Origin of the sequence: Metabacillus sp. KUDC1714 (genome assembly GCF_014217835.1) — a bacterium.
Taxonomy (GTDB): domain Bacteria; phylum Bacillota; class Bacilli; order Bacillales; family Bacillaceae; genus Metabacillus; species Metabacillus rhizosphaerae.
The window spans coordinates 3,538,751-3,562,389 of sequence record NZ_CP055263.1; the positions used below are offsets into that span (position 1 = coordinate 3,538,751).

The window sequence follows — 23,639 nt, forward strand, 5'->3', positions numbered from 1 at the left end:
GGGTCTTTTCATTAATGAGCATTAGGAGTTTAATTCAAGAAGAGACACAATGATGAAAAGGCTGTTTAAGGGTAAAAAGATTTTCAAGTTTAAGCCCTTGAAAAGGCAGTTGTTCTTTCTAAAACTCATTAAAGTCAAAAAATAACAATGAATAATATTGACATCTATGAAAATAGATCATATCATTATGGTGAAAAGATACATATTGATATGATGAATAGAGGGGATGATCGTTGGAAAAGAGAAAAGTTTTCGATGAGACATTGGAACTTGTAATGGAAAGAATAAAGAATGGCATATGGAGACCAGGACAACGGTTACCCACTCTTGTAAAACTTACAGAGGAACTGAACGTAAGTACATCTACTTTACGTGAGGTCTTACGAATATTAGAAGATAAAAAAATCATTTCCATTGAACATGGTCGTGGAATTTTTGTTCGAAAAGATATGATCTATTCTGAAAAAGCTCAAGAAAAAATAAGTACAGAATCCCTCTTTAAACTATTTGAAGCAAGGCTACTTTTAGAAACAGAATTTGCATATTTTGCAGCACAAAGAGCATTTATTCAAGAAATTGAAGAAATTTGTCATTCTTCTGAAAAAATCGCAAAACATATCGAACGTTTTGAAAGTTTTGCAGACGAAGATGTTTATTTCCACTTTTTAATCGCAAAAGCAGCACACAGTGACTTCCTTTTTGACATGTTTAGATCACTAGAACCTCAACTACTAGAATCTCGTAAATATACAAATCTAATTCCAGGTGCAATTGAAAAAGCAGCACAATACCACTTAATGATTGCGCAAGCTATACGTGATCGCGACCCAGATCGTGCAAAATTACTCATGAAATCACATCTAAATGATACAATTTCCGATATTAACTTTGGCGGAAAATCATCTGTCTAAAGATAATTAACTTGAATCAGGACAGGTCAAGCGTAATAAAGGCCTGATCTTGTTTTTACATTACAAAAGTACATAACATTTCTCATTAATAGAATGGTGTTTAAACTACAAAAAGAATTTTCTTTACTAAATAAATGTAAGCGATTCCACTACTAGTGGATTCTATTAAAATCTTTTTATAAGAGAATTCCTAAAAGGAGTGTAGCAAATGAAGGAGTCAAAAGACTTTCTTGCATCATTAGGTTTTGCATCCGGTGATTTATACGATTTGCCAACATCAACAAAGCGTTTTCCTGATGGTGCACAATATCGAGTAGAAATTCCTAGTGTGGAGGGACCAAGAGCACTTGAGGCAACTCTTGAGGAAATTGAACGCTTAAAATTAACAGTACATCGCGTGTCACAAGGAAGTGGCATCATGCTCTTAACAGATGATGAAATTAAAGAGATGTGTGAGATGAGTGCACAGAAACAAATGGAATTAAGTTTGTTTGTTGGACCACGAGGCACTTGGGATATTAGTGCACAACCATTAACAAGTGCAGGGAAGGTTGTGGCCCTACGTCATGAAGGTGCTGATCAGCTCGTATATGCAATGGAAGATTTAAAACGTGGAGCAGAGTTAGGTTTACGCGGAGCTTTAGTAGCAGATGAGGGATTATTGATATTAACAAAGGAAATGAAAAAGCAAGGTATCCTTCCGCAAAACTTTGTTGTGAAAGTATCCGTACAAATGATGGCCTCAAATCCTGTTTCGATTAAATTAATGCAGGATTTAGGAGCTGATACATATAACGTGCCTACTGCTCTTACTCTTCCAAAATTAGCGGCAATCAGACAAGCAATTGATATACCAATTGATCTTTATGTTGAAGTTCCAGATAATTTTGGCGGATTTATTCGTCATTATGAAATTCCAGAATTTATCCGAGTCTTAGCACCTGTTTATATAAAATTTGGATTACGAAATCATCCTGATGTGTATCCATCAGGAACACATCTCGATTCAACAAATATTGCTTTATGTAAAGAAAGAGTACGTAGAGCACAACTAGGAATGCAAATCATTGAGCGCTATTGCCCAGATGCGATCATGTCCAAATCAGGTGCAGAAGGACTAGGAATTCCTGCTATTAGTGAAAATGCTACATTTAGAGGTTAATAAATTAGTAAATTAATAAAAATACGGAAGGTGATTAAAATGACAACATTAGCAGACGTGAAAACATATTTGAATTACATTAATGGAAGTTGGGTGCCGTCAACAACAGAGCAAGTATGTGCGAGCATTAATCCTGCATATAAGAACGAAATAGTCGGATATGTGCAAACATCTGATAAAGAGGATTTAGATAAAGCTGTAGCAGTAGCTAAACAGGCACAAGTTAGTTGGAGAAAGCTATCTGCACCTGCAAGAGGTGAGTTTCTCTTTAAAATTGCTAATGCGATTGAAGCTCGTATTGACGAAATCGCAGAAACGATGACAAAGGAAATGGGTAAAACATTCCCGGAAGCAAAAGGTGAAACAGCTCGTGGAGTGGCCATTCTCCGCTATTACGCTGGTGAGGGAATGCGTAAAGTTGGCGATGTAATTCCATCAACAGATAGTGAAGCATTAATGTTCACCAGCCGTGTACCACTTGGTGTAGTTGGTGTGATTACACCTTGGAATTTCCCGGTAGCCATTCCAATTTGGAAAATGGCACCTGCTCTTGTCTATGGAAACTCAGTCGTATTTAAACCAGCGCAAGAGACAGCGGTTACTGCAGCTAAAATAATTGAATGCTTTGATGAAGCAGGCTTGCCAAACGGTGTTGTGAATATGGTGACTGGAAAAGGTACTGTCATTGGGCAAGGAATAAGTGATCATCCAGATATAAATGGTATCACATTTACAGGTTCTGACAGTGTAGGTAAACGAGTTGGTCAAGCAGCATTAGCACGCGGTGCAAAATATCAGCTTGAAATGGGCGGGAAAAATCCAGTAATTGTAACAGCTGATGCTGATCTAGATCTGGCAGTAGAGGCTACAATTAGCGGTGGTCTACGCTCAACAGGACAAAAATGTACGGCAACTAGCCGCGTCATTGTACAGAAGGAAATCTATAATGAATTTAAAGAAAAATTAGTAGCAAAAGTTAGTGAGATAACAGTTGGAGACGGATTACATGAGGGAATCTGGATGGGACCATGTGCAAGTGAAAGCCAGCAAAACACAGTTCTTTCTTACATCGAAAAAGGGATAAATGAAGGCGCTACTGTCCTTTATGGTGCAAAGAAACTAGAAGGTCCTGAATTTGAAGATGGCTTTTACGTTGAGCCAACACTCTTTGAAGATGTCACACCAAACATGACTATTGCACAAGAGGAGATCTTTGGTCCTGTACTAGCTTTAATCAAAGTTGATTCGATTGAAGAAGCTCTACAAGTTGCAAACGATGTTCAATTTGGACTAAGTGCGTCAATCTTTACTACTAATATCGGAAACATGCTTTCATTTATCAATGATATTGAGGCAGGTCTCGTTCGAATAAATGCAGAATCTGCAGGAGTTGAATTACAAGCACCATTCGGTGGAATGAAACAATCCAGCTCCCACTCACGTGAACAAGGCCAAGCAGCAATCGAGTTTTTTACTTCTATTAAAACAGTGTTTGTAAAAGGGTGATTTGATTATTGATCGGTTGATTGGGGACAGTCCCTACGCATTGATGGGGGACAGTCCCCAAACTGCATCTCCTAAACCATAAATGGAGGATAGCCCCTACATATAAAGAAAATGGCCCTATATAAAGATATTAATATAAAAAGAGGGACAGTCCCCACACTTAGATGAGGGACAGTCCCCCACCACAAGGGAGGACTCAAAAAATGTCAGTAAAGTATCCATATATCAACAATAGCATCAACCCGTACCGCGACAATGTGCAGGGGAAGGCTAATGAGCCGATTTGTGTTGCTGGTTTGCTAGATCGTTCCAAACAAATTTTAGGCGCAGCGTATGAAGGTGATAAGCCTGATTGGACATTAGAAGAGGTATATAATCGTTTACACGAGAATGCCCCTAGGATAGCGATTATCGGTGGATCGTCGGACCATCCTGCACATATTATGGATTTTCAAACGTCGGCACGAGCGGCTATTCGCATTTGGCAAAATGGCGGTGTACCATTTTATTTTTCAACTCCTGTTATGTGTGATGGAACGGCACAAAGCAATCAAGGAATGAGCTATTCTCTACAAAGTCGAAATGCTGTAGCACAAATGGTTGTCAATCAGCTAGAGGCACATAGTTATCATGGAGCTTTTGTGATTCAAGGCTGTGATAAACAACCTTTAGGAGTTGTCAGTGCGCTTGCTCATTTAGACCGGGTGAGAAAGGACCGTGGAGAGGCACCATTTTTTGCAACCTTTGCTCCAGCACATGTCCTTCAGGGTGGAACAATACCAGAGAAATTGTTTGCAGAGTTAGAAGAAGTTGCTAAACGAGCGGAATCACAAGGTGCAGAGGATATTGCATTCGACCTCCGTGATACTATGGCCTATATATTACAGTGCTCTTCAAACACAGCGTTTCAAGGTGTCCTTCAACGAGCTAAGGAGCATGGTTTTATTACACAGGCAGAGCATGATGAATATGAAAGACAACTAGCGGTTCATACATGTGATGGTCAAGGTGGTGTGTGCGCATTTAATGGTACTGGTAATAGCTCACGACATCTTGTAGCAGGTATGGGGCTTGTTCATCCCGAGCTTGAGCTGCTGGCAGCACCACCAACACAGGAACAAATAAATAAATCAGTTGATAGCTTAGCAACGATGATTAATGATCCTATATATGGTGTATCAAATATACTAGCTGCTAATATTAAAAATGCTATTCGTATCCACAGTGCATCAGGTGGATCGACCAATCTCATGATGCATATCGTTGCAGCAATGCTCTATGGCGGATTTAAATTTAGTTTGTGGGATTTGGATGAGATTCACCATGAAGTACCAATTCCAGATTTATTTAATTATAGCTTAACAGAAGGCAGAGATATTTTTGCATTAGCTACTCAATGCTGTTCGGGATCAAGCCGCGGGATGGAGACGCTTTTCCACGAATTGCTAGAAAATGGTGTACCAATGGATGTTAACGCACCTACGGTTACTGGTACGACTTGGCTTGAGCGCTTATCAGATGAAACAGCTGCATTATCGGCTAAAAATGTTAGAGATAATCCTGTCATTTTATCAACTCCGAAACGTTCCTTTAGTGGTGTTGATGTACTTAAAGGGAACTTCTTTGAAAGCGCTGTCGTAAAAATTAGCGGAATGACGACAAATCAGCTGAATGTGTTTGATAAAAAAGCAGCATTTGTGCTCTATTATGAAAATGAAGATGATGCAAATCAAAGTTTATTGAATAGTAAGCTTCTCGAGGAATTAAAGGATCAAAGAAGCTTTTCATTTAAAGATATGATCGCGATGGTACGTCATAACACACCTGAGTTATATGAAACTTGTAAGCTCTTAGAATATGATGAGTTATTTGAAGTGATGGTAAAGGAAGGTAGTTTAAAAATATCTATTATAATTTCGGGGCAGGGTCCACTTGCCTTTGGTATGCCAGAAATGTTTACGCCGATGCAGCATATTAATGCAAATCGAAATTTAAAACGTCTAGCAACCTTAATCAGTGATGGTCGTTACTCGGGAGTCACATACGGTGCTGCGATTGGACATATGACACCAGAAGCTAAAGATGGAGGAGGCATTCTTTATTTACAAACAGGAGATCTGCTTTATCTAAATTTCCGTGGACACAGCATTGAGTTTCTAGATCAGGCAGCATTTCGTAATGGAGAGGTATGTTTCTCTTTTGAATCAATAAAATCAACTCGTCATGATCTTGGTGAAGAACGTCTATCACGGATTAAGAAGCGCCAGAAGTTAATTGCAGCCAGCAATCGAATGCTTGGACACACTGATGCAGCATACGGAGTTGTTCCACTGGCAGTATCGAGTGATGCTGAACTGGATTATCGCGTAGACGTTAGCATCCCTAATGAAAAACAAAAGAATAGTTAACTAACACATAAACTATTAAGAAGATGGATTCTATTCATAAAGAGAATCCATCTTTTTTTTGTTGATTAGCGTAAATTATAAAATTCTTGTACTGTGGATAACACTTTGAGATCCAGCTCCAGCGCCCAACGACTAGTGAACTTCACACCCCTTGTACGCTAAGTCAACATCGATCGCTTCTTGCGCTTTTGTTTTTTGAAAAACTATTGTTTAACCTAGCCTCAAGTGTGGAACAGTTATTATATAGAACGCTCATGAGTTTGGAAGTCTCTAAATCTAACTCTTTAAAGCGTTTCCAATCATATTGTGTTTTTTACACAATGATTGAACCGAATCTTTGTATTTCCGATACATTGTTACAAATTGTTCACAATTGTAAAATTATCAGTAAGAAAACATTATGAAACTTTTATTCATCTATATCCTCTGGGGGTGTATGCAGTGCAGGTTATTACAAGAGACTTTTTCTTATATCTATCAAAAAACAAAGCGTTGAATCGAGCAGCCCAAAATTGGGGAGGGAATATTGCTGCTGGCAAAATTGTTGGTGGTCTAGATTTTCCTAGCTCAATTAAGTTTATTAAAGAGCTAAATGAGGAAGGTTTATCCGTTACAGTGGATCATTTAGGTGAGTTTGTGACAAGCCATGAGATAGCAAGAGAAAGAACAGCTGAGTGTATTCAGACGATTGAGAATATCACAGTACAAGGTTTAGATTCACAAGTATCACTAAAAATGACGTCATTAGGCTTAGATATTGATAAGAAACTTGTTTATGAAAATATGACTAGAATCCTTGACATCGCGGAAAAGCACCACATAATGGTCACAATTGATATGGAAGATGAACAACGTTGTCAAAAAATACTTGATATTTTCAAAGACTTTAAACAACGCTATACCTATATTAGTACTGTTCTACAAGCCTATTTATATCGTACGGAAGATGATATGAAGGATTTAAATCAATACAATCCATTTCTTCGTCTAGTAAAGGGTGCCTATAAAGAATCAGCTAAAGTTGCATTTCCTGATAAAGCGGATGTTGATGAAAATTACAAAAAAATTATTAAAATGCATTTATTAAATGGGAATTACACAGCCATTGCCACACATGATGATGCAATGATTGACTATACAAAAAAACTAGTAAAAGAACACCATATCCCAACAACTCAATTTGAGTTTCAAATGCTATACGGAATGCGCACGGCAACACAAAAGGAATTGGTCAAAGAGGGCTATAAAATGCGTGTTTATGTTCCGTACGGGAATGACTGGTATGGCTATTTTATGAGACGGCTTGCTGAGCGTCCATCAAATATTGCTTTTGCTTTAAAAGGAATGACACAAAAATAAGAAGAGTCTTTGAATTTTTTCGGTAAGGTCTTACTGTCCGTTAAGAATGGGAAAATTAAAATAGAAGGAGTCGATTGATATGACAACAGCTTACAAGCATGAACCATTTACTGACTTTAGCATTGAGGAAAACCGTATTGCGTTTGAAAAGGCACTTGCCAATGTAAATGAAATAATGGGAAAAGCTTATCCACTTGTGATAAATGGAGAAAAAATTTCAACAGAGGATAAAATTGTTTCTTATAATCCCGCTAATAAAAAAGAGGTTGTCGGTATTGTATCGAAAGCGAACAAAGAACATGCGTCCATGGCTATCCAAGCTGCAGCGGAGGCATTTGAAGAGTGGAGATATTGGAATCCAGAAGAAAGGGCGAATATTCTATTTAGAGCTGCTGCGATTATTCGTCGTAAAAAGCATGACTTTTCTGCTCTACTCGTTAAAGAAGCTGGTAAGCCATGGAATGAGGCTGATGCGGATACGGCTGAAGCAATTGACTTTTTGGAATACTATGGTCGCCAAATGATTGAATTAGCAAAAGGAAAGCCAGTGAATAGCCGAGAAGGTGAGATCAATAAATATATTTACACGCCAACAGGAGTAACAGTTGTCATCCCGCCATGGAATTTTTTATTTGCGATTATGGCTGGTACAACTGTTGCACCAATTGTGACAGGAAATACAGTCGTTCTAAAACCTGCTAGTACTACCCCGGTAATTGCTGCTTTATTCGTTGAAGTGTTAGAAGAAGCAGGTTTACCGAAGGGGGTTGTAAACTTTGTTCCTGGTAGTGGCGCTGAAGTCGGCGACTATTTAGTCGACCATCCAAAAACAAGTATTATTACGTTTACAGGTTCTCGTGAAGTTGGTACACGTATTTTTGAACGTGCTGCAAAGGTTCAACCAGGGCAAATGCATTTAAAACGCGTCATTGCTGAAATGGGTGGAAAAGATACAGTCGTTGTCGACAAAGACTGTGATTTGGAACTAGCTGCTCAATCCATTTTCGCTTCTGCGTTTGGATTTGCCGGTCAGAAATGCTCTGCAGGCTCCCGTGCTGTAGTTCATGCAGAAGTTTATGATCAAGTGCTTCAACGTGTTGTGGAAATTACAGAACAAAAAATCACTGGCAACCCAGAACATGCAGACACGTATATGGGTCCCGTTATTGATCAAAGTTCTTATGATAAAATTATGGATTACATTCGAATTGGCGGGGAAGAAGGCCGCTTAATGAGCGGTGGTAAAGGTGATAATTCGAAAGGTTACTTTATCGAACCAACAATCTTTGCTGATTTAGATCCTAATTCTCGCCTCATGCAGGAAGAAATCTTTGGTCCTGTTGTGGCGTTTGCAAAAGCTAAAGACTTTGATGAGGCTCTAAAAATTGCAAACAACACTGAATATGGCTTAACAGGTGCTGTCATTACAAAAAACAGACAACATATTGAGCGCGCAAAACATGAATTCCATGTAGGGAACTTATATTTTAATCGAAACTGTACAGGTGCAATCGTTGGCTATCATCCATTTGGCGGCTTCAAAATGTCTGGAACAGATTCAAAGGCAGGTGGTCCAGATTACTTAGCTCTTCATATGCAAGCAAAAACAATTAGTGAAATGCTGTAACCATTTTTGATAGAAAGTAGATAAACTGAGACTTCCATCAGAGGGGGGCTTCATCCCCCACTGATGGTTAGCGACACTTATCGGATCTATACGGGCAGTTAGCCAAACTTATCTTCTTTGCTTCTCTCAAATCTTGAAGTGGGGGTTTTACTGCCCGTTAAGATGTGATATTAAAATCTGCTTTCTATTATTCTACTTTTGTAGTATATTTATACAATATTTTATATAAAAATTAAGGGAAAGTGGACGATGGGGGAATAAGATGGTTAATTTACAGCTGATTTTATCGATTTGCGTTTATATGGTTGGGATGCTTTTAATTGGTTATTATGCGTATAAACGTACTTCAAATCTATCAGATTATATGCTCGGGGGAAGAAACCTTGGTCCGGCAGTAACAGCGTTAAGTGCTGGTGCATCGGATATGAGTGGCTGGCTTATGATGGGCTTGCCTGGTGCTATGTATTCGACTGGCTTATCAGCTACCTGGATTGTCATTGGTCTAACATTGGGGGCATGGGCTAACTGGCTTTATGTTGCACCGAGGTTGCGTACATATACTGAAAAGGCAAATGACTCAATTACGATACCAGCATTTCTAGAAAATCGTTTTAATGACACAACAATGATTCTGCGTTTATTTTCAGGAATTATTATCATCATCTTTTTCACCTTTTATGTTTCTTCTGGAATGGTATCAGGCGGGGTATTGTTTAATAGTATTTTAAATCTTGATTACCATACCGGTTTATGGTTAATTACTGGGGTAGTTGTAGCCTATACATTATTTGGTGGATTCTTGGCGGTTAGTTGGACTGATTTTGTACAAGGAATTATTATGATTGTTGCATTAATATTAGTGCCTGTTGTGACATTGCTTCACGTTGGCGGTCCAACAGAAGCTGTTACTGAAATTCGTTCGATTGATCTTGATCTGCTAGATATATTTCAAGGAACAAGTTTACTCGGCATTATTTCATTATTTGCCTGGGGTCTTGGCTATTTTGGACAACCACATATCATTGTCCGTTTTATGGCGATTACATCAGTAAGAGAAATAAAGAAGGCCCGTCGCATCGGAATGAGCTGGATGATTTTTTCAAGTATCGGTGCAATACTAACAGGTTTTCTTGGCATTGCCTACTATTCAAAAGAAGGTATGAAAATCAGTGATCCTGAAACGATTTTTATTGAATTAGGAAATATTCTGTTCCATCCAATCATAACCGGCTTTTTAATTTCTGCCATTTTAGCTGCAGTTATGAGTACAATTTCGTCACAATTACTAGTGACATCAAGCTCATTAACAGAAGACTTATACAAAACCTTTTTCCGCAGATCGGCGTCTGATAAAGAATTAGTCTTCATGGGACGTTTATCTGTATTAGTTGTATCCATCCTGGCTTTATGCTTAGCGTGGACCCAAAATAACTCGATACTTGGTCTTGTAAGCTACGCTTGGGCTGGATTTGGTGCTGCATTTGGGCCTGTTATTATTTTAAGTTTATATTGGAGTAGAATGACAAAATGGGGCGCCCTTGCTGGGATGATTATTGGTGCGGTAACAGTTATTGTTTGGTCGAAATTGGGGTTATCTGATGTGTTATACGAAATTATTCCAGGGTTTGCTGCTAGCCTTTTAGCTGTTTATATTGTGAGTTTACTAACTTCTAAGCCCTCTGTGCAGGTAAGTGAGAAGTTTAGTGAGATTACGAAATCGATGTGAAAGTAAAATCAAAAGAATTATCTTAAATCGAGGCTCTGTTTGTGTAAAAGCGAATAGAGCTTTTTTCAAGCAATAAACACTTTGAGTGACAATTACTTGATGGTTTTATTGATGTTACAATGAATAAGAGCCATTTATCCTGGTGAAATAACATTAGATAGGAGAAACGAAAGCAATGGTCAATTTAAGTACACCAAGTCCGCAACGTTATGATCAAATGAAAGAGAGAAAAATACGGTACGACTCCACAGTTGTAGAACATAGCTGTCTAGTGTTAGAAACAAAAAATCAAAATATCGTGCTTTTTCATAAAATAGTAGATTCTTTTACAATGAAAGCAAATGAAACAAAATTAACCATACCCAAAGGTAGTTATACAATTGCATATTACTGGAATGATCGTCCATATAATTTGTACATCTGGAGAGATAATAAAGGAAATTATTTAGGTGCTTATTTTAATATTATAAAAAATACTTATATGAATGATCATTTTGTATCTTTTGAGGATTTGATTATTGATATTATGGTTCTCCCAAGTGGAGAATACTTTATTTTAGACGAGGATGAGTTACCAGAGCCATTAGATCATTTTGAAAATGGGTATGTTCAACATACTCTAAACTTATTAACAGATACAATTGATATTTTTCTATCCAAAGTTATTTCAGAAACTGAGAATACTTATAGTCATGAAGAACTTTTTCCTTGGCTGAATAGAGTTAAAACCTAGGTAAATAAAAATTAGATGTTCATGTCAGGGATAAATAGATTTTAGTGTTTCCATTTATGTAAAAATGGATGAGGGCACATAATTTTAATGAAGCAGTTTGTTTTTATACGAAGGAGCATTAAAGATAATTTTAGTTCTTTATAAAGTAATTCCTTTCAACTTAATAACATGATATACCCAGTTTAATGATCTGAACGGGGTTTTTGTCATTTTTATAAACAAACTCTAGTGTCGCTGAACACATCTTTCCTTAGAGAGATGCTTTTTTATTTTATGAATTAATACTATTTCGCGAGGTCCATACGTTGAAAATCGTCCGACATAGCAAGTTAGATATTGACAGTTTTAATAAAGTCCTATATTTTTTAAAATGAATGAACAATTCATTTTAAAAATACAATCTTATAAATTCAAAGAAAATAAATAAATGAGGAGAGTAGTGGAATGGCTCCGCTAAACGAAGAACAGCTTCATCAAATTCGTGATGATCGTAAAGTACAAATCAAGCATGTAGCGCTTAAAGTCTTTGCAAAGTATGGAATTAATGGTACTAAAATGAGCATGATTGCTAAAGAAGCAGGGGTTAGTCAAGGACTCTTCTATCGTTACTTTAAATCAAAAGATGAACTTTTCATGATGCTTATTCAGGAGGCAATGGAAGAGTCGGTTTCTTCAATAGAGAAAATCTATAGCCTATCTGTCCCGCCTAAAGAGAAAATTAGAACTTTGACTGAGGTTATTCTTGACGATGGTGGAAAGTATTATTTCATGCTTATTCATCAAGCACATACTTCTAGTGGAGTTTCGGAAAAAACAAAACAGTTACTTGAACAGTATCCATTAAAATTGTATATTGACCTTTTGCTTCCCTTATTCAGGGAAGGTCAGCGGGTTGGCGAAATCGTAGAAGGGGATTTGGAAGAAATGATTTCTAGCTATTTATCAATTCTTTCTGGAGTAATGGTAATAAATTCGCAAGAAAATAGCTTCTATCAGATACCAAAAGTCGATCTTTTAATGCGGATATTAACCAAGTCTTAAAAAGAAATGTACAGCTTGATAATGTCTTGTTTTGGGTTATTCGTAGTTTTATCCAGAAATCGGCTTCCAAAAAGCTTCTTTATGGGGAATAAAAGCACCTTTTGATGTTCCAGATGAAGTGTTAATGGCTTTAGAATTGGAGATAAAGTAGCCCTTAGAAAATATCGAGAGTAGTTAAATATCCTAGCGTTTTTTTAGAATGAAATTTCAAAAAAATTGCATCAAACAATTTAATATGAATAAAAAGGGTCGTGAAAATATGAACTCAGTAAATGAACATGCAATGGGAAATTGGAAAAAGAATATTATTCTCTTTTTAAGTAGTCAGACGATCTCACTTTTTGGTTCGGCCTTAGTTCAATATGCGATTATGTGGTATGTAACGCTAACTACGGAGTCAGGTGTGATGATGACGTTGTTTATCATTTGTGGCTTCATTCCAACCTTTATTTTATCCCCTATAGCAGGGGTATGGGCGGATCGCTACAATCGAAAAATCTTGATTATTTTATCAGATGCACTAATTGCGCTTGCGACATTGATACTCGCAATTGTATTTTTAATGGGGTATGATGCGACTTGGTTACTTTTTGTCATGGCTGCTATTCGTGCAATCGGGACAGGAATTCAAACCCCAGCGGTCGGTGCTATTTTACCGCAAATCGTGCCAAAGGATAGGCTGACGAAAGTAAATGGTACTAATGGAAGTCTGCAAGCAATCATTATGTTCGTGGCTCCAATGGTTAGCGCGGCACTATTGTCAATGGCTTCCATCGAAATAATTCTCTTTATCGATGTCATTACTGCGGTGATTGCAATTTTCACGCTACTTGCATTTTTTCAAATTCCTCTGCATGAGAAGGCATCCGAAAAACTAACAACTAGCTATTTCAACGACTTTAAACAAGGCGTAATATATATTAATAAACATGATTTTCTAAAGACGTTCTTTCTGTTTTTTGCCATTTTCTTTGTCTTAATGGCACCTGCTGCATTTTTAACACCACTGCAGGTTACCCGTAGCTTTGGAGATGATGTTTGGCGACTAACAGCAATCGAAATTGCTTTTTCAATTGGCATGATGGCTGGTGGAGGAATAATCGCGTCTTGGGGAGGTTTTCAAAATAAGGTTCATACGATGACATTTGCAAGTCTTTTAATGGGTGCTTGTACATTTGCACTAGGTATTGTTCCTATCTTTTGGATGTATTTAATATTTATGGCCGTATTTGGACTTGCGATGCCTATTTTTAATACGCCAACAACTGTATTATTACAGGAGAAAATAGATGAGAATTATCTAGGACGGATTTTTGGTGTATTTGGGATGATTTCTACTTCAATGATGCCGATTGGGATGCTCATTTTCGGTCCAATCGCGGATATAATGAAAATTGAATGGTTACTGATAGGAACAGGATTACTAATCTTAATACTTTCTTTTTTCTTAGGCAGGAACAAAGTATTAATAGAAACAGGAAAGCCTGTTTTAAAGGTTCCCTCTCTTGATAGTAAAGGGTGAATATGAGTTCAAAAAGGCTCAGCATGGTAACTGAGCCTTTTTGAAAAATAAAAGGGAAATAATAACAGTATCTATAGAAAACAAATCTCTTTACTCTATTTCTTTTAAAATAGAAAAGTAATTAGCAACTAGTTGAGCAAGCTTTTCAACTAGTTCCTTTACTATAGTATCCTGAACATTTTTTAGTGGTAACAGGCTAGTTTCAATCAGAAATTTTCGAGGTTTCTTTGAGTGTAATAGTTCATCTTGGATAAAGTCTATTAACTCGTTGTAATTTGCCTGTCCTTCATGTAAGTATAGACTTTTTTTCAAAGTTAATATCGTTTCAGAAATCTTTTGTTGAAGTGCCTGGTCGGTTCTGTTGTTTTCTGGAATCCAGTTCTCTAAAGTCTCAGGTTTGATTAGTTGCTCTCCAGATGCTGCCACTTCATTGACGATGTTCGCAACTCTTTCAACACTATATGAGACTACTTGATGCATGCTGGAGTTTGAACCATGTGCCATGACATAATACTTTACGTTATGATGCAAAATTCCCATGAACATTATTGCACAATCTAATAAATATTTTCGTTTATTTTCACCAAAGATTTCTAAGAAACGCTTGTATATCCACTGAAGATTTTTTAATTGCCCCATTTTAATAAATTGTTTGAGCTCTGGGTCGTTGGAGACAAGGACTTCTTCAAAAAGCGCAATCAATTTATTTTTTTTATTTGTGTTCATTTGTAATTCAATTTGCTTTATGAAGATTTCAATTGAAGTAGGATCTTGGCCAATAAGTAGCTCATTCCGGTCTTGTTCCATCTTCTTATAAATGGCTTTAAATAAAGCGATTAATAATTCACTTTTAGATGAAAAATAATTATAAAATGTACCTTTTGAAATACCACTGTAGTCCAATATATCTTGAATAGATGTGGCTTGAAAACCTTTGTCAATAAATAATTGATGCGACATTTTTATTACATGCTGTTTCCGATCGTTCATATATATCACCTACCTTCTTATTTATTATAGGCTCAATTGACTTCTGTATAAAGACACCAAATGACGCTTCTATGGCCTAAAAAACCACAATACCCATCCCTTTAAAAAATGTCGATATTTTCTTCTTCCTTCTAGTTTGCTTTAATAAGATACATTATTATACTGCTAGTATAAAAATCATCGTACCTCACTTTTTAATTTTAAACAAACCCCTTAAATAAAGGAATAAATTATCATTGCATTAATTGAACTATTGGTATATGATATTGTCTGTGTAAAATGACAGTACAAAATAATGAACTCGAAGTATAGAGGGGGAACAACGATGGATCATTCCATAAATAAGCCTGATCGTCCAAAATACGGCATCCTTGCTGTCTTGATGATAGGTGCGTTTATTGCATTTTTAAACAATACATTACTAAATATTGCTTTACCATCAATTATGATCGATTTAGATATTGAAACAGCGACTGTCCAATGGTTAACGACAGGTTTTATGTTAGTAAATGGAATTATGATTCCAACAACTGCATACTTAATTCAAAAATATTCTGTTCGACATCTTTTCATAGCTGCAATGGGATTGTTTACGATTGGAACACTTATCGCAGGGATTGCAGAAATATTTCCTATATTATTAGCAGGTAGAATGCTACAAGCTTCTGGTTCGGCCATTATGATGCCGCTCTTAATGAATGTTATGCTAGTTAGCTTTCCGGTAGAAAAAAGGGGAGCAGCGATGGGGGTTTTTGGCTTGATTTTGATGGCGGCACCAGCAATTGGTCCGACTTTATCAGGCTGGATTATCGAGCATTATGACTGGAGAATGCTCTTCCACTTTGTCACGCCAATTGCGATTATCGTTCTTTTAATTGGTTTTTTCTTACTTAAAGATAAAAAGGAAAAAGTCGATATCCGTCTAGATATATTTTCACTTTTATTATCAAGCATAGGTTTTGGTGGTATCCTCTATGGTTTTAGTTCCGCTGGAAGTAAAGGGTGGGCTAGTCCTCAAGTTTACTTAACAATTATCGTTGGGATTATTTCATTACTATCGTTTATCGTACGTCAAACAAAATTAGAACGACCAATGCTTAACTTCAGTATCTTTAAATATCCAATGTTTGCTTTATCTTCATCAATTACGATGGTCTTAAATATGGCGATGTTTTCAGGTATGCTGCTTTTACCAATTTATGTCCAAACAATTCGTGGCATATCTCCATTTGATGCTGGACTAATGATGCTGCCAGGAGCGCTTGCGATGGCCCTCATGTCACCGATTACTGGAAGATTATTTGATAAATTTGGTGGACGTGTATTATCAATTATTGGTTTAAGTATTACAACAGTAACGACATATTTTTTTAGTACATTATCACTAGATACGACATACACGTACCTAATGATCTTGCATGCTGTTAGAATGTTCGGAATGTCAATGGTTATGATGCCTGTCTCAACAAATGGCTTAAATCAATTACCAGCACGTTTTTATCCGCATGGTACTGCCATGAACAATACGTTAAACCAGGTTTCTGGAGCGATTGGAACAGCGTTATTGGTTACAATCATGTCTAATCGTACAGAATCAACTACAACAGAGTTAGCAGTTGATGCAACAAAAAATATCGTTGGCGAACCAACAAAAGCTGCACTTGCTGACATGCAACAACAAATTGCTATCCAAGCCATGTTAGAAGGTATTAATTTTGCATTCTTTATCGCAGCATTTATTGCAGCAGTAGCACTGATTCTCTCTTTCTTTATTAAGCGAGCAAAACCAGCTGAAGATCTAAATGAACAAAAATCTTCTTATGAAAAAGTAGGTTCAGCTGTGTAAGCTCACGCGTATTTATAGTTTATAATATTTTAATTTACGAAACATATATAGACTGGCCAAAAAACATTGGAGCTTTTATCTAGTGGTTTTTGGCTTTTTTTCTAGAATTAAAAAATTAACAAGTTTAAAAAATAAAGACTGTTTTTCGCTATAAGTATATTGTGCCTATAAGGTAAATTCCGATAAAATGTAAATGTAATACAGTTTAACCAAGTAGATATCCTTTAAATGTTCATCCTATTAACAGACTTTCGAAAAGAAAAACATTTCTTAGAACAGGCCACTCTTATATGGTGTTAAACTACTAATCTATACGATGTGAAGGGGATGGTGCACATGAAAGTAGGTTCAGCTCGAGCTGCAGCTGTTGAGTGGGTCATGCAGCAAGCAAGTCAGATGAATGAATTTCTTGGGGCTTATTTCAGCGGATCGACGGTTGGATTGCCTGATGAGGAAGAGTTATCGGTGGGTTCTGATGTCGACGTAATCATTGTCACTGCACATTCGGAGCCTCCACCTAAGCTTGGGAAGTTTATCTATCGCGATGCACTGGTTGAGGCCACGTATTTGACTTGGAAACAGTTAGCTTCTGTAGAAGAGGTCCTAACATCCTATCACCTTGCAGGCAGCTTCCGAGTCGACACGATTATTTCCGATCATACCGGATGTCTGAGCAGACTACAAAAACAGGTGTCTCGTCATTTTGCTGAAGAGATGTGGGTACGACGAAGGTGTGAGAATGCCCGACAGAGGGTAGAAAACGGACTAAGGGCAATTGATATCTCAGCACCATTGCATGATCAGATAATGTCTTTGATCTTTCCGGGTGGTGTGACTACTCACGTCCTCCTCGTAGCCGCACTCAGAAATCCAACCGTTCGGCTTCGCTATCTTGCTGCTCGCGAGATGCTTATGGAATACGGTTATGACAGTCTTTACGAAGATCTGCTAAAATTACTTGGTTTTGCACATCTAACTCCCGAGCGCGTCGAACAGCATCTTGATGAGCTTGCACAAACCTTTGACGATACTGCTAGTGTTGCGAAGACACCGTTCTTTTTCAGTACAGACATAACCGCGAAAGCAAGACCGATTGCAATTGATGGTTGCCGTGAACTCATCCGTGCTGGTAACCATAGGGAAGCTGTCTTTTGGATCGTTGCAACCTTTGCACGCTGTCACAAGATCTTAGCGGCAGATGCTACACCTGAGCTACGCCGCGCACACTATCCAGCATTTGCAGCAATCGTCGCAGACCTTGGTATCACCTCGACTGCAGACATCATTCGTCGTGCTGAAGATGTTATGAAGTTTTTACCTAGGTTATGGGAGATAACCGAGAAAATTATATTGGCCAATCCCAATATTGTGGCCAAATAGTATAGAGCTTGTTCATTAGATGAGTTTGATGAATTTGTGAGAGCATAAGAGGAAATTCATTGAATATAAAAGAAGGAAAAGTCAATAAATCAAGGGAAAAATCTCGAAGAATTACAAAATATAACTGGAATCGATAAACCTCAGCATATAAATAAGCGCTTTACATTAGTTTCAGAGTCTGAGAAATACGGTAGTTATAATTGGGTAGGGTAACCTGCCCAATTATGTTTAAAGCATCGTAAACGTGGCGTTAATCCATGTAAGTTCAATCTGAGTGAGCCTAAGTTTCGTCAAACAAACATAAGAAGTAATACATAATTATCTAGAAGCCACAACTTACTTTCTAATAGCATATTAATTCTTGAGGTTCATTTCATCGCAAAGTAGTAGTATGATAATAGATATTGAGGTGAACATATGGCACGCGAGCGGAAATTTTCGACAGAGGATTTATTCAAAGCTACAAAAGAACTACTTCTTGATATTGGCTATGAAGGTTTTACATTTAGTCTCCTTGCTGATCGTTTACATGTAGCTCGAGGGACTTTGTATAAATACTATGAGAATAAAGATGAATTAATAACAGATTTTATGATTTATGAAATGCAACAATTTTTATTAGAACTAGAACAAATTAAGGATGTTAAAGGTTTTGAAGCACAATTTGACTTCCTGTTAAATCTCATATTTAGTCATAGTGAAGTTCAGCACCTAATAGGGATTGCTCAACAAATTCCAAAAGAATCAAATGAAAAGGTAAGAGCAAATATCAATCATTTAGAAAAACATCATCTGGATATGTATCACCATTTACAAGCATTTGTTGAACTCGGAAGAAAAGAAAACGTCTTAAAACAAGCAATACCAGACGGATTGGTATTAGGTTTTATATTTCAAACGATCGCCATTCCGAACCATTTCGGAGTGCCATACAATGAATGGGTGGAATCGATTAAGCATATTATTAGTCATGGAATGTTCACACCTAGATAATTGACACTTGCATCATTCTTAATGATAATTAAAGGTGACAGTAGTGTCATTTTATTTTTAACTAAAGTGACACTACTGTCACTTTTAAGTTGTATGTATACCAAAACGGCGAGCATTTAAGTACTTAAAAAAGGAGGAAAGAAAGATGAAAAAAGTAATTAATTATATAACCGATTTTGTTTCAACAAGAAAGGGGATGTGGCTAACACTAGGTGCTTGGTTAGTAATAACTTTGTTATTAGCAGGACTTGCACCGAGTGCTAAGGATTATGAAGTGTCAGGCATCAATTCACTACCTGATGATGCAAAATCTGTAATTGCACAAAATAAAGTTGATCACTATTTTAAGGATAATGATGGGCTTCCAGCGTTGTTAGTGTTCCAAAACAAAGAAAACAAGATCGAAATAACCGAGTTGACAGAATTATTAGCAAAAGTGGAAGAGGAAGATATTGAAGGTGTAAAAGAAATTATTCCTTTAAGTGAGTTACCGCCACAGGCTGCTGCTGGGTTCTTTTCAGAGGATGGAACCACAGCTGTCATACCATTAACGTTTGAATCATCACTCGACACAACGGAAATGAAAGAAGCTCAAGAAAAAATTCAAGAAATATCTGAAGCATCGACAGATTTAACATTGTATATTACTGGACCAGCAGGGATCGCTGTTAATACCTTAGATCTCTTTTCTAGAGCAGACGTAGTTCTGATTTTATCAACAGTAGGAATTATTTTAGTTTTATTAATCGTTATTTATCGCTCACCATTATTAGCATTAATACCATTAATAGCTGCAGCTATTGTATATGAGGTAGTAAACCAAACTCTTGGATTAATGGGTAAGGCTGGATTGGTTATGGATAAACAAACCTTGTCAATTATGAGTATTTTGTTATTTGCTGCCGTCATTGATTATTCATTGTTTGTTTTCTCACGTTTTCGTGAGGAGTTAAAAGATCATGAAAATAAATATTTGGCAATGAAATCGGCAATGAGAGAAACCGGAATACCAGTTTTCTATTCGGGTGGAACAGTTTTAGCTGCAATGCTCGTATTATTCTTTGCTGAATTTGGTGATTATCGAAATTTTGCTCCAACGTTTGGAACGACAATGGTTGTTATTATGTTAGCATCGATAACATTGGTACCTGCCCTATTTACTCTTTTCGGCAGAAAATCATTTTGGCCTAAAGTACCAAAAGTAGGGGCTGAAAAGGTTGCAAAAAGTTCATTTTGGGGTAAAATTGGTCAAATTGTTGTAAAAAAACCAATTGGATCGGCAATAGTTGTTGGTTTCATTCTTTTAGTATCTGCAAGTAATATGTTTCAATTGAACTATCAGTTTGATACATTGAAGTCATTTCCAGAAGATATGCCTTCTCGCCAAGGCTTTGAAATTTTAGAAGACAAGTTTGAAAAAGGTGATTTAGCACCGACAACTGTTTTGCTTGAATCACAAAAAGCGGTCTCTGCTGAAGAACAAAAGGAATTGTTAAATCAGCTATCTGCTCAATCACTTGTTAGTAATGTTCGAATAGATGATAGCACTGACGATAAAAAAGTCATTAAATATAGTCTAACTTTTGAAGAAAATCCTTATTCAACTAAAACGATGGATGCATTAGTGACCATGATTGATGAATCTGAACATCTGTTAACAGAGAGTCATCTTGAAGGGAAGCTATATTTCGCTGGAGAAACAGCTACACAAGTAGATGATCGATCAGTAAATAATCGAGATCTTGTAGTCATCGTCTTACTAGAGACCATTTTAATCTTTATCATGTTAATTTTTCTAACGAAATCAATTAAAATGCCATTATATATGATGGGAACCATATTACTATCCTTTTTGGCTGCACTTGGGTTAGGAATGTTCTTAACTAGTTTGTTCTTTGATATTGATTCGATCAGTAACAGAGTACCGCTTTATTCATTCGTTTTCTTAGTAGCACTTGGAATTGATTATAATATTATTTTAATTTCAAGATTTATGGAAGAAAGAAGAAAGCATTCTGTGCAGAAATCAGTAGAAATAGCTGTTTCATCAACAGGTGGTGTCATTTCATCTGCTGGAATTCTTCTTGCATCAACATTTGCTGTCTTGATGACACAACCGATTGAAATTTTATTCGTATTTGGCTTTATTGTTGCAGTTGGGATTTTATTAGATACGTTTTTAATAAGAGGGGTTTTATTACCAAGCTTGCTTGTATTATTTGAAAAAGATAAAGAAGTGAGTAAAAACGTGTAAGGTTTTAATACAAATAAACTTATGGTTCTAAAGGGTAGTATTATATTAAATAATACTGCCCTTTTTTACAAGCTTGTAGCAGTAAACCAAAAGGTACCATAAGTTCACGGTAAAGGTCGAAAAGTCTCTGAAGATTTCCTAACAAACCAACTATACATTCAACGAATTGCAAAGTATGATAAGGATAAAACCGTGTAGGAGATAGTGTGTGTATGAACGAATTATTAGAAAGAATTTTCTCTTTATCTGATATAAATGAAATCATTGATCATATTAGTAATAGCTTAAAAAAGCCAGTCATACTAGAAAGTGATCATTTTTTCCTATTAGCATACAATTCCTATTATGTAGATCACTTTGATTTAGCGAATCAGCAAACGATTTTTTCAAAAAAATGCCCGCTAAATATTTTTGAAAAATTTGTTGAGACAGGAGTAATAGATCAGCTTAAAACAATTCCAACACCTTTTCGAATTAAGGAAATGACAGAAATTGGTTTAAACCAACGTGTTGTTGTAAGTGCTAAATTTAAAGAAACGATCATGGGGTATATTTGGGTACAAGAAATTGATGAGAATTTAACTGACGAAGAAATGGAGTTTTTATATGACGTTTCTTTTCATGTTGGGAAAATCATACATAAAAGGAATAAAATCAAGCAGCAAAAAGAAGAAGCGATTGAACATTTATTTAGAAAAGCGATTAATAATGGATATAAAAGCGAGAAAGAGCTTAGATGGGAAGCAGCACAGCTAGACATCATCTTACCTTCTATATTCAGTATCATGGTTGTTAATGCGATAAATGCAGAAGAAGAGCTTGTTGAAGAATTAAAAGAAACGATTAGATCCTACCTAAATTTAAAGGACAATACGAGTCATGTTGTAATTTATCAGTCTAGTATCGTGATTATCGTCGGCTGCTATTCACTTAAATATTCTCCAATCGAAGCAGGGCTCCAAATCGTTGAAAATTTATTAACGAATTTTGATGAGAAACGCTATTCAAATATTTATATTGGAATTGGTAATGAATATCAGCAGTTAGGCTCGCTTTATTCTAGCTATGAGGAAGCACTTGAAGTTGTTGATATTGCAGAAAAGCTAGGAACACAGGAAAATGTGCCATACGAATATGACAAATTAGGGATATTCCGTTATCTTGATGTGATCAACTATAAAAACAAGAAATGTAATTATTTAAATAAGAATTTACAATTGTTAAAAGCAAAAGATAGGGAAAGCCAAACAGAATTACTAAAAACACTTGAATACTTTTTGGTTAATAACTGTAAACTTAAACCTACTGCAGAACAAATGTTTATCCATCCTAATACATTGAACTATCGAATAAGACAGATAACGGAGCTCACAACGATTGATTTTTCAGACTTTAATCAAAAATGCCAGCTTTATCTTGATCTAATGCTAATGAAAGGGATTAAGCATCTTGAGAATTAATAAATACATCAGTGAGACAGGTTTTTGTTCAAGGAGAGAAACAGATCGATTGATTGAGTCACAACGAATTATGATAAATGGTGTGATTTGTGTAGCAGGTGCTACAGTTGAGGAAGGGGATCTTGTGTTAATCGATGGGAAACCATTGGGTAGCAATGGGGAACTAGTTTATCTTGTATTAAATAAACCGGCGGGAATCACTTGTACTGCCGCAAAGCATATTGAAGGAAATATTATCGATTTTATCAATTATCCAGAACGTATTTTTCCGATTGGTCGTTTAGACAAAGCTTCAGAAGGTCTGATTCTTTTAACAAACGACGGAGATATTGTAAATAAAATAATGAGATCAGAAAATAATCATGAGAAAGAATATGTTGTCACAGTGGACAAGCCTTTTAGTAACTCGTTTATTGATGGGATGGCAAACGGGGTTGAAATTCTTGGTGTAAAAACAAAGCCTTGTAAAGTAACTAGAATAAGCGACAACATCTTTAGGATCACTTTGACGCAAGGCCTTAATCGGCAAATTCGGAGAATGTCTAAGGTTTTCGGATATAAAGTCATCAAACTTGAGCGGATTCGAATTATGAATATAGCACTGGATAATTTGCCGAGAGGGAAATGGAGAGAGCTTACTCAAGAAGAACTTTTTCAATTAAAAGGAAAGTTACAGTAACACTGTTTTCAAAAATTAGGTAATTATTAAAACTATGGGTAA

At 36.5% G+C, this 23,639-nt stretch carries 17 protein-coding genes; 16 read left to right on the forward strand and 1 reads right to left on the reverse strand.

Annotated elements, in window-relative coordinates:
- Positions 1 to 233 precede the first annotated feature (233 nt).
- The 10 genes from HUW50_RS16275 (at position 234) to HUW50_RS16320 (ending at position 13,995) form a co-directional block, all read left to right on the forward strand.
- Positions 234 to 911 (forward strand): FadR/GntR family transcriptional regulator, encoded by a 678-nt coding sequence (locus HUW50_RS16275; RefSeq protein ID WP_066325116.1) that lies wholly within the window; start codon positions 234 to 236, stop codon positions 909 to 911.
- Positions 912 to 1,119: 208 nt separating this feature from the next.
- Positions 1,120 to 2,073, forward strand: a complete 954-nt coding sequence (locus HUW50_RS16280; RefSeq protein ID WP_066325119.1) for a U32 family peptidase — start codon at positions 1,120 to 1,122, stop codon at positions 2,071 to 2,073.
- A 39-nt stretch (positions 2,074 to 2,112) separates the two neighbouring features.
- Positions 2,113 to 3,579 (forward strand): alpha-ketoglutaric semialdehyde dehydrogenase GucD, encoded by a 1,467-nt coding sequence (gene gucD / locus HUW50_RS16285; protein WP_185653043.1) that lies wholly within the window; start codon positions 2,113 to 2,115, stop codon positions 3,577 to 3,579.
- 203 nt (positions 3,580 to 3,782) lie between these two features.
- Positions 3,783 to 5,987, forward strand: coding sequence for a dihydroxy-acid dehydratase domain-containing protein (locus HUW50_RS16290; RefSeq protein WP_066325127.1), 2,205 nt, complete (start codon positions 3,783 to 3,785; stop codon positions 5,985 to 5,987).
- 441 nt (positions 5,988 to 6,428) lie between these two features.
- Positions 6,429 to 7,346, forward strand: coding sequence for a proline dehydrogenase family protein (locus HUW50_RS16295; protein WP_185653044.1), 918 nt, complete (start codon positions 6,429 to 6,431; stop codon positions 7,344 to 7,346).
- Positions 7,347 to 7,425: 79 nt separating this feature from the next.
- Entirely contained in the window at positions 7,426 to 8,973 is a 1,548-nt protein-coding gene (gene pruA / locus HUW50_RS16300) for an L-glutamate gamma-semialdehyde dehydrogenase (protein WP_066325135.1), read from the forward strand.
- Positions 8,974 to 9,235: 262 nt separating this feature from the next.
- On the forward strand, positions 9,236 to 10,699 hold the full coding sequence (gene putP, locus HUW50_RS16305; RefSeq protein ID WP_083964431.1) for a sodium/proline symporter PutP: 1,464 nt from the start codon (positions 9,236 to 9,238) through the stop codon (positions 10,697 to 10,699).
- Positions 10,700 to 10,874: 175 nt separating this feature from the next.
- On the forward strand, positions 10,875 to 11,432 hold the full coding sequence (locus HUW50_RS16310; RefSeq protein ID WP_066325136.1) for a ribonuclease FAU-1 family protein: 558 nt from the start codon (positions 10,875 to 10,877) through the stop codon (positions 11,430 to 11,432).
- A gap of 444 nt (positions 11,433 to 11,876) precedes the next feature.
- A complete protein-coding gene (locus HUW50_RS16315; RefSeq protein ID WP_066325146.1) occupies positions 11,877 to 12,473 on the forward strand; it encodes a TetR/AcrR family transcriptional regulator in 597 nt (198 codons plus the stop codon).
- A 259-nt stretch (positions 12,474 to 12,732) separates the two neighbouring features.
- Positions 12,733 to 13,995: an MFS transporter gene (locus tag HUW50_RS16320; RefSeq protein ID WP_066325150.1), complete on the forward strand. Its 1,263-nt coding sequence runs from the start codon at positions 12,733 to 12,735 to the stop codon at positions 13,993 to 13,995.
- A 90-nt stretch (positions 13,996 to 14,085) separates the two neighbouring features.
- Here the strand turns inward: HUW50_RS16320 and HUW50_RS16325 are convergent, their stop codons facing one another.
- A complete protein-coding gene (locus HUW50_RS16325) occupies positions 14,086 to 14,985 on the reverse strand; it encodes a TetR/AcrR family transcriptional regulator (protein WP_066325152.1) in 900 nt (299 codons plus the stop codon).
- Positions 14,986 to 15,310: 325 nt separating this feature from the next.
- On the opposite strand from HUW50_RS16325, the gene HUW50_RS16330 reads away from it, so the two are divergent.
- The 6 genes from HUW50_RS16330 (at position 15,311) to HUW50_RS16355 (ending at position 23,597) form a co-directional block, all read left to right on the forward strand.
- Positions 15,311 to 16,831, forward strand: coding sequence for a DHA2 family efflux MFS transporter permease subunit (locus HUW50_RS16330; protein WP_185653045.1), 1,521 nt, complete (start codon positions 15,311 to 15,313; stop codon positions 16,829 to 16,831).
- Between the two features lie 336 nt (positions 16,832 to 17,167).
- Positions 17,168 to 18,211 carry a hypothetical protein gene (locus tag HUW50_RS16335; protein ID WP_066325159.1) on the forward strand — a complete coding sequence of 348 codons (1,044 nt, stop codon included), beginning with the start codon at positions 17,168 to 17,170 and terminating at the stop codon, positions 18,209 to 18,211.
- 417 nt (positions 18,212 to 18,628) lie between these two features.
- Positions 18,629 to 19,204, forward strand: a complete 576-nt coding sequence (locus HUW50_RS16340) for a TetR/AcrR family transcriptional regulator (protein WP_066325161.1) — start codon at positions 18,629 to 18,631, stop codon at positions 19,202 to 19,204.
- Positions 19,205 to 19,349: 145 nt separating this feature from the next.
- A complete protein-coding gene (locus HUW50_RS16345) occupies positions 19,350 to 21,458 on the forward strand; it encodes an MMPL family transporter (RefSeq protein WP_066325164.1) in 2,109 nt (702 codons plus the stop codon).
- 212 nt (positions 21,459 to 21,670) lie between these two features.
- Positions 21,671 to 22,918 carry a PucR family transcriptional regulator gene (locus tag HUW50_RS16350; protein ID WP_066325167.1) on the forward strand — a complete coding sequence of 416 codons (1,248 nt, stop codon included), beginning with the start codon at positions 21,671 to 21,673 and terminating at the stop codon, positions 22,916 to 22,918.
- Positions 22,908 to 23,597 carry a pseudouridine synthase gene (locus HUW50_RS16355; protein ID WP_066325170.1) on the forward strand — a complete coding sequence of 230 codons (690 nt, stop codon included), beginning with the start codon at positions 22,908 to 22,910 and terminating at the stop codon, positions 23,595 to 23,597. The genes HUW50_RS16350 and HUW50_RS16355 overlap by 11 nt, the downstream gene beginning before the upstream one ends.
- The last annotated feature ends 42 nt before the right edge of the window (positions 23,598 to 23,639 follow it).

Coding starts and splice junctions, on each gene's coding strand:
- HUW50_RS16280 (WP_066325119.1), top strand. CDS start 1,120: ATGAAGGAGTCAAAAGACTTTCTTGCATCATTAGGTTTTGCATCCGGT.
- gucD (WP_185653043.1), top strand. CDS start 2,113: ATGACAACATTAGCAGACGTGAAAACATATTTGAATTACATTAATGGA.
- HUW50_RS16290 (WP_066325127.1), top strand. CDS start 3,783: ATGTCAGTAAAGTATCCATATATCAACAATAGCATCAACCCGTACCGC.
- pruA (WP_066325135.1), top strand. CDS start 7,426: ATGACAACAGCTTACAAGCATGAACCATTTACTGACTTTAGCATTGAG.
- putP (WP_083964431.1), top strand. CDS start 9,236: ATGGTTAATTTACAGCTGATTTTATCGATTTGCGTTTATATGGTTGGG.
- HUW50_RS16310 (WP_066325136.1), top strand. CDS start 10,875: ATGGTCAATTTAAGTACACCAAGTCCGCAACGTTATGATCAAATGAAA.
- HUW50_RS16315 (WP_066325146.1), top strand. CDS start 11,877: ATGGCTCCGCTAAACGAAGAACAGCTTCATCAAATTCGTGATGATCGT.
- HUW50_RS16320 (WP_066325150.1), top strand. CDS start 12,733: ATGAACTCAGTAAATGAACATGCAATGGGAAATTGGAAAAAGAATATT.
- HUW50_RS16325 (WP_066325152.1), bottom strand. CDS start 14,985: ATGAACGATCGGAAACAGCATGTAATAAAAATGTCGCATCAATTATTT.
- HUW50_RS16330 (WP_185653045.1), top strand. CDS start 15,311: ATGGATCATTCCATAAATAAGCCTGATCGTCCAAAATACGGCATCCTT.
- HUW50_RS16335 (WP_066325159.1), top strand. CDS start 17,168: ATGAAAGTAGGTTCAGCTCGAGCTGCAGCTGTTGAGTGGGTCATGCAG.
- HUW50_RS16340 (WP_066325161.1), top strand. CDS start 18,629: ATGGCACGCGAGCGGAAATTTTCGACAGAGGATTTATTCAAAGCTACA.
- HUW50_RS16345 (WP_066325164.1), top strand. CDS start 19,350: ATGAAAAAAGTAATTAATTATATAACCGATTTTGTTTCAACAAGAAAG.
- HUW50_RS16350 (WP_066325167.1), top strand. CDS start 21,671: ATGAACGAATTATTAGAAAGAATTTTCTCTTTATCTGATATAAATGAA.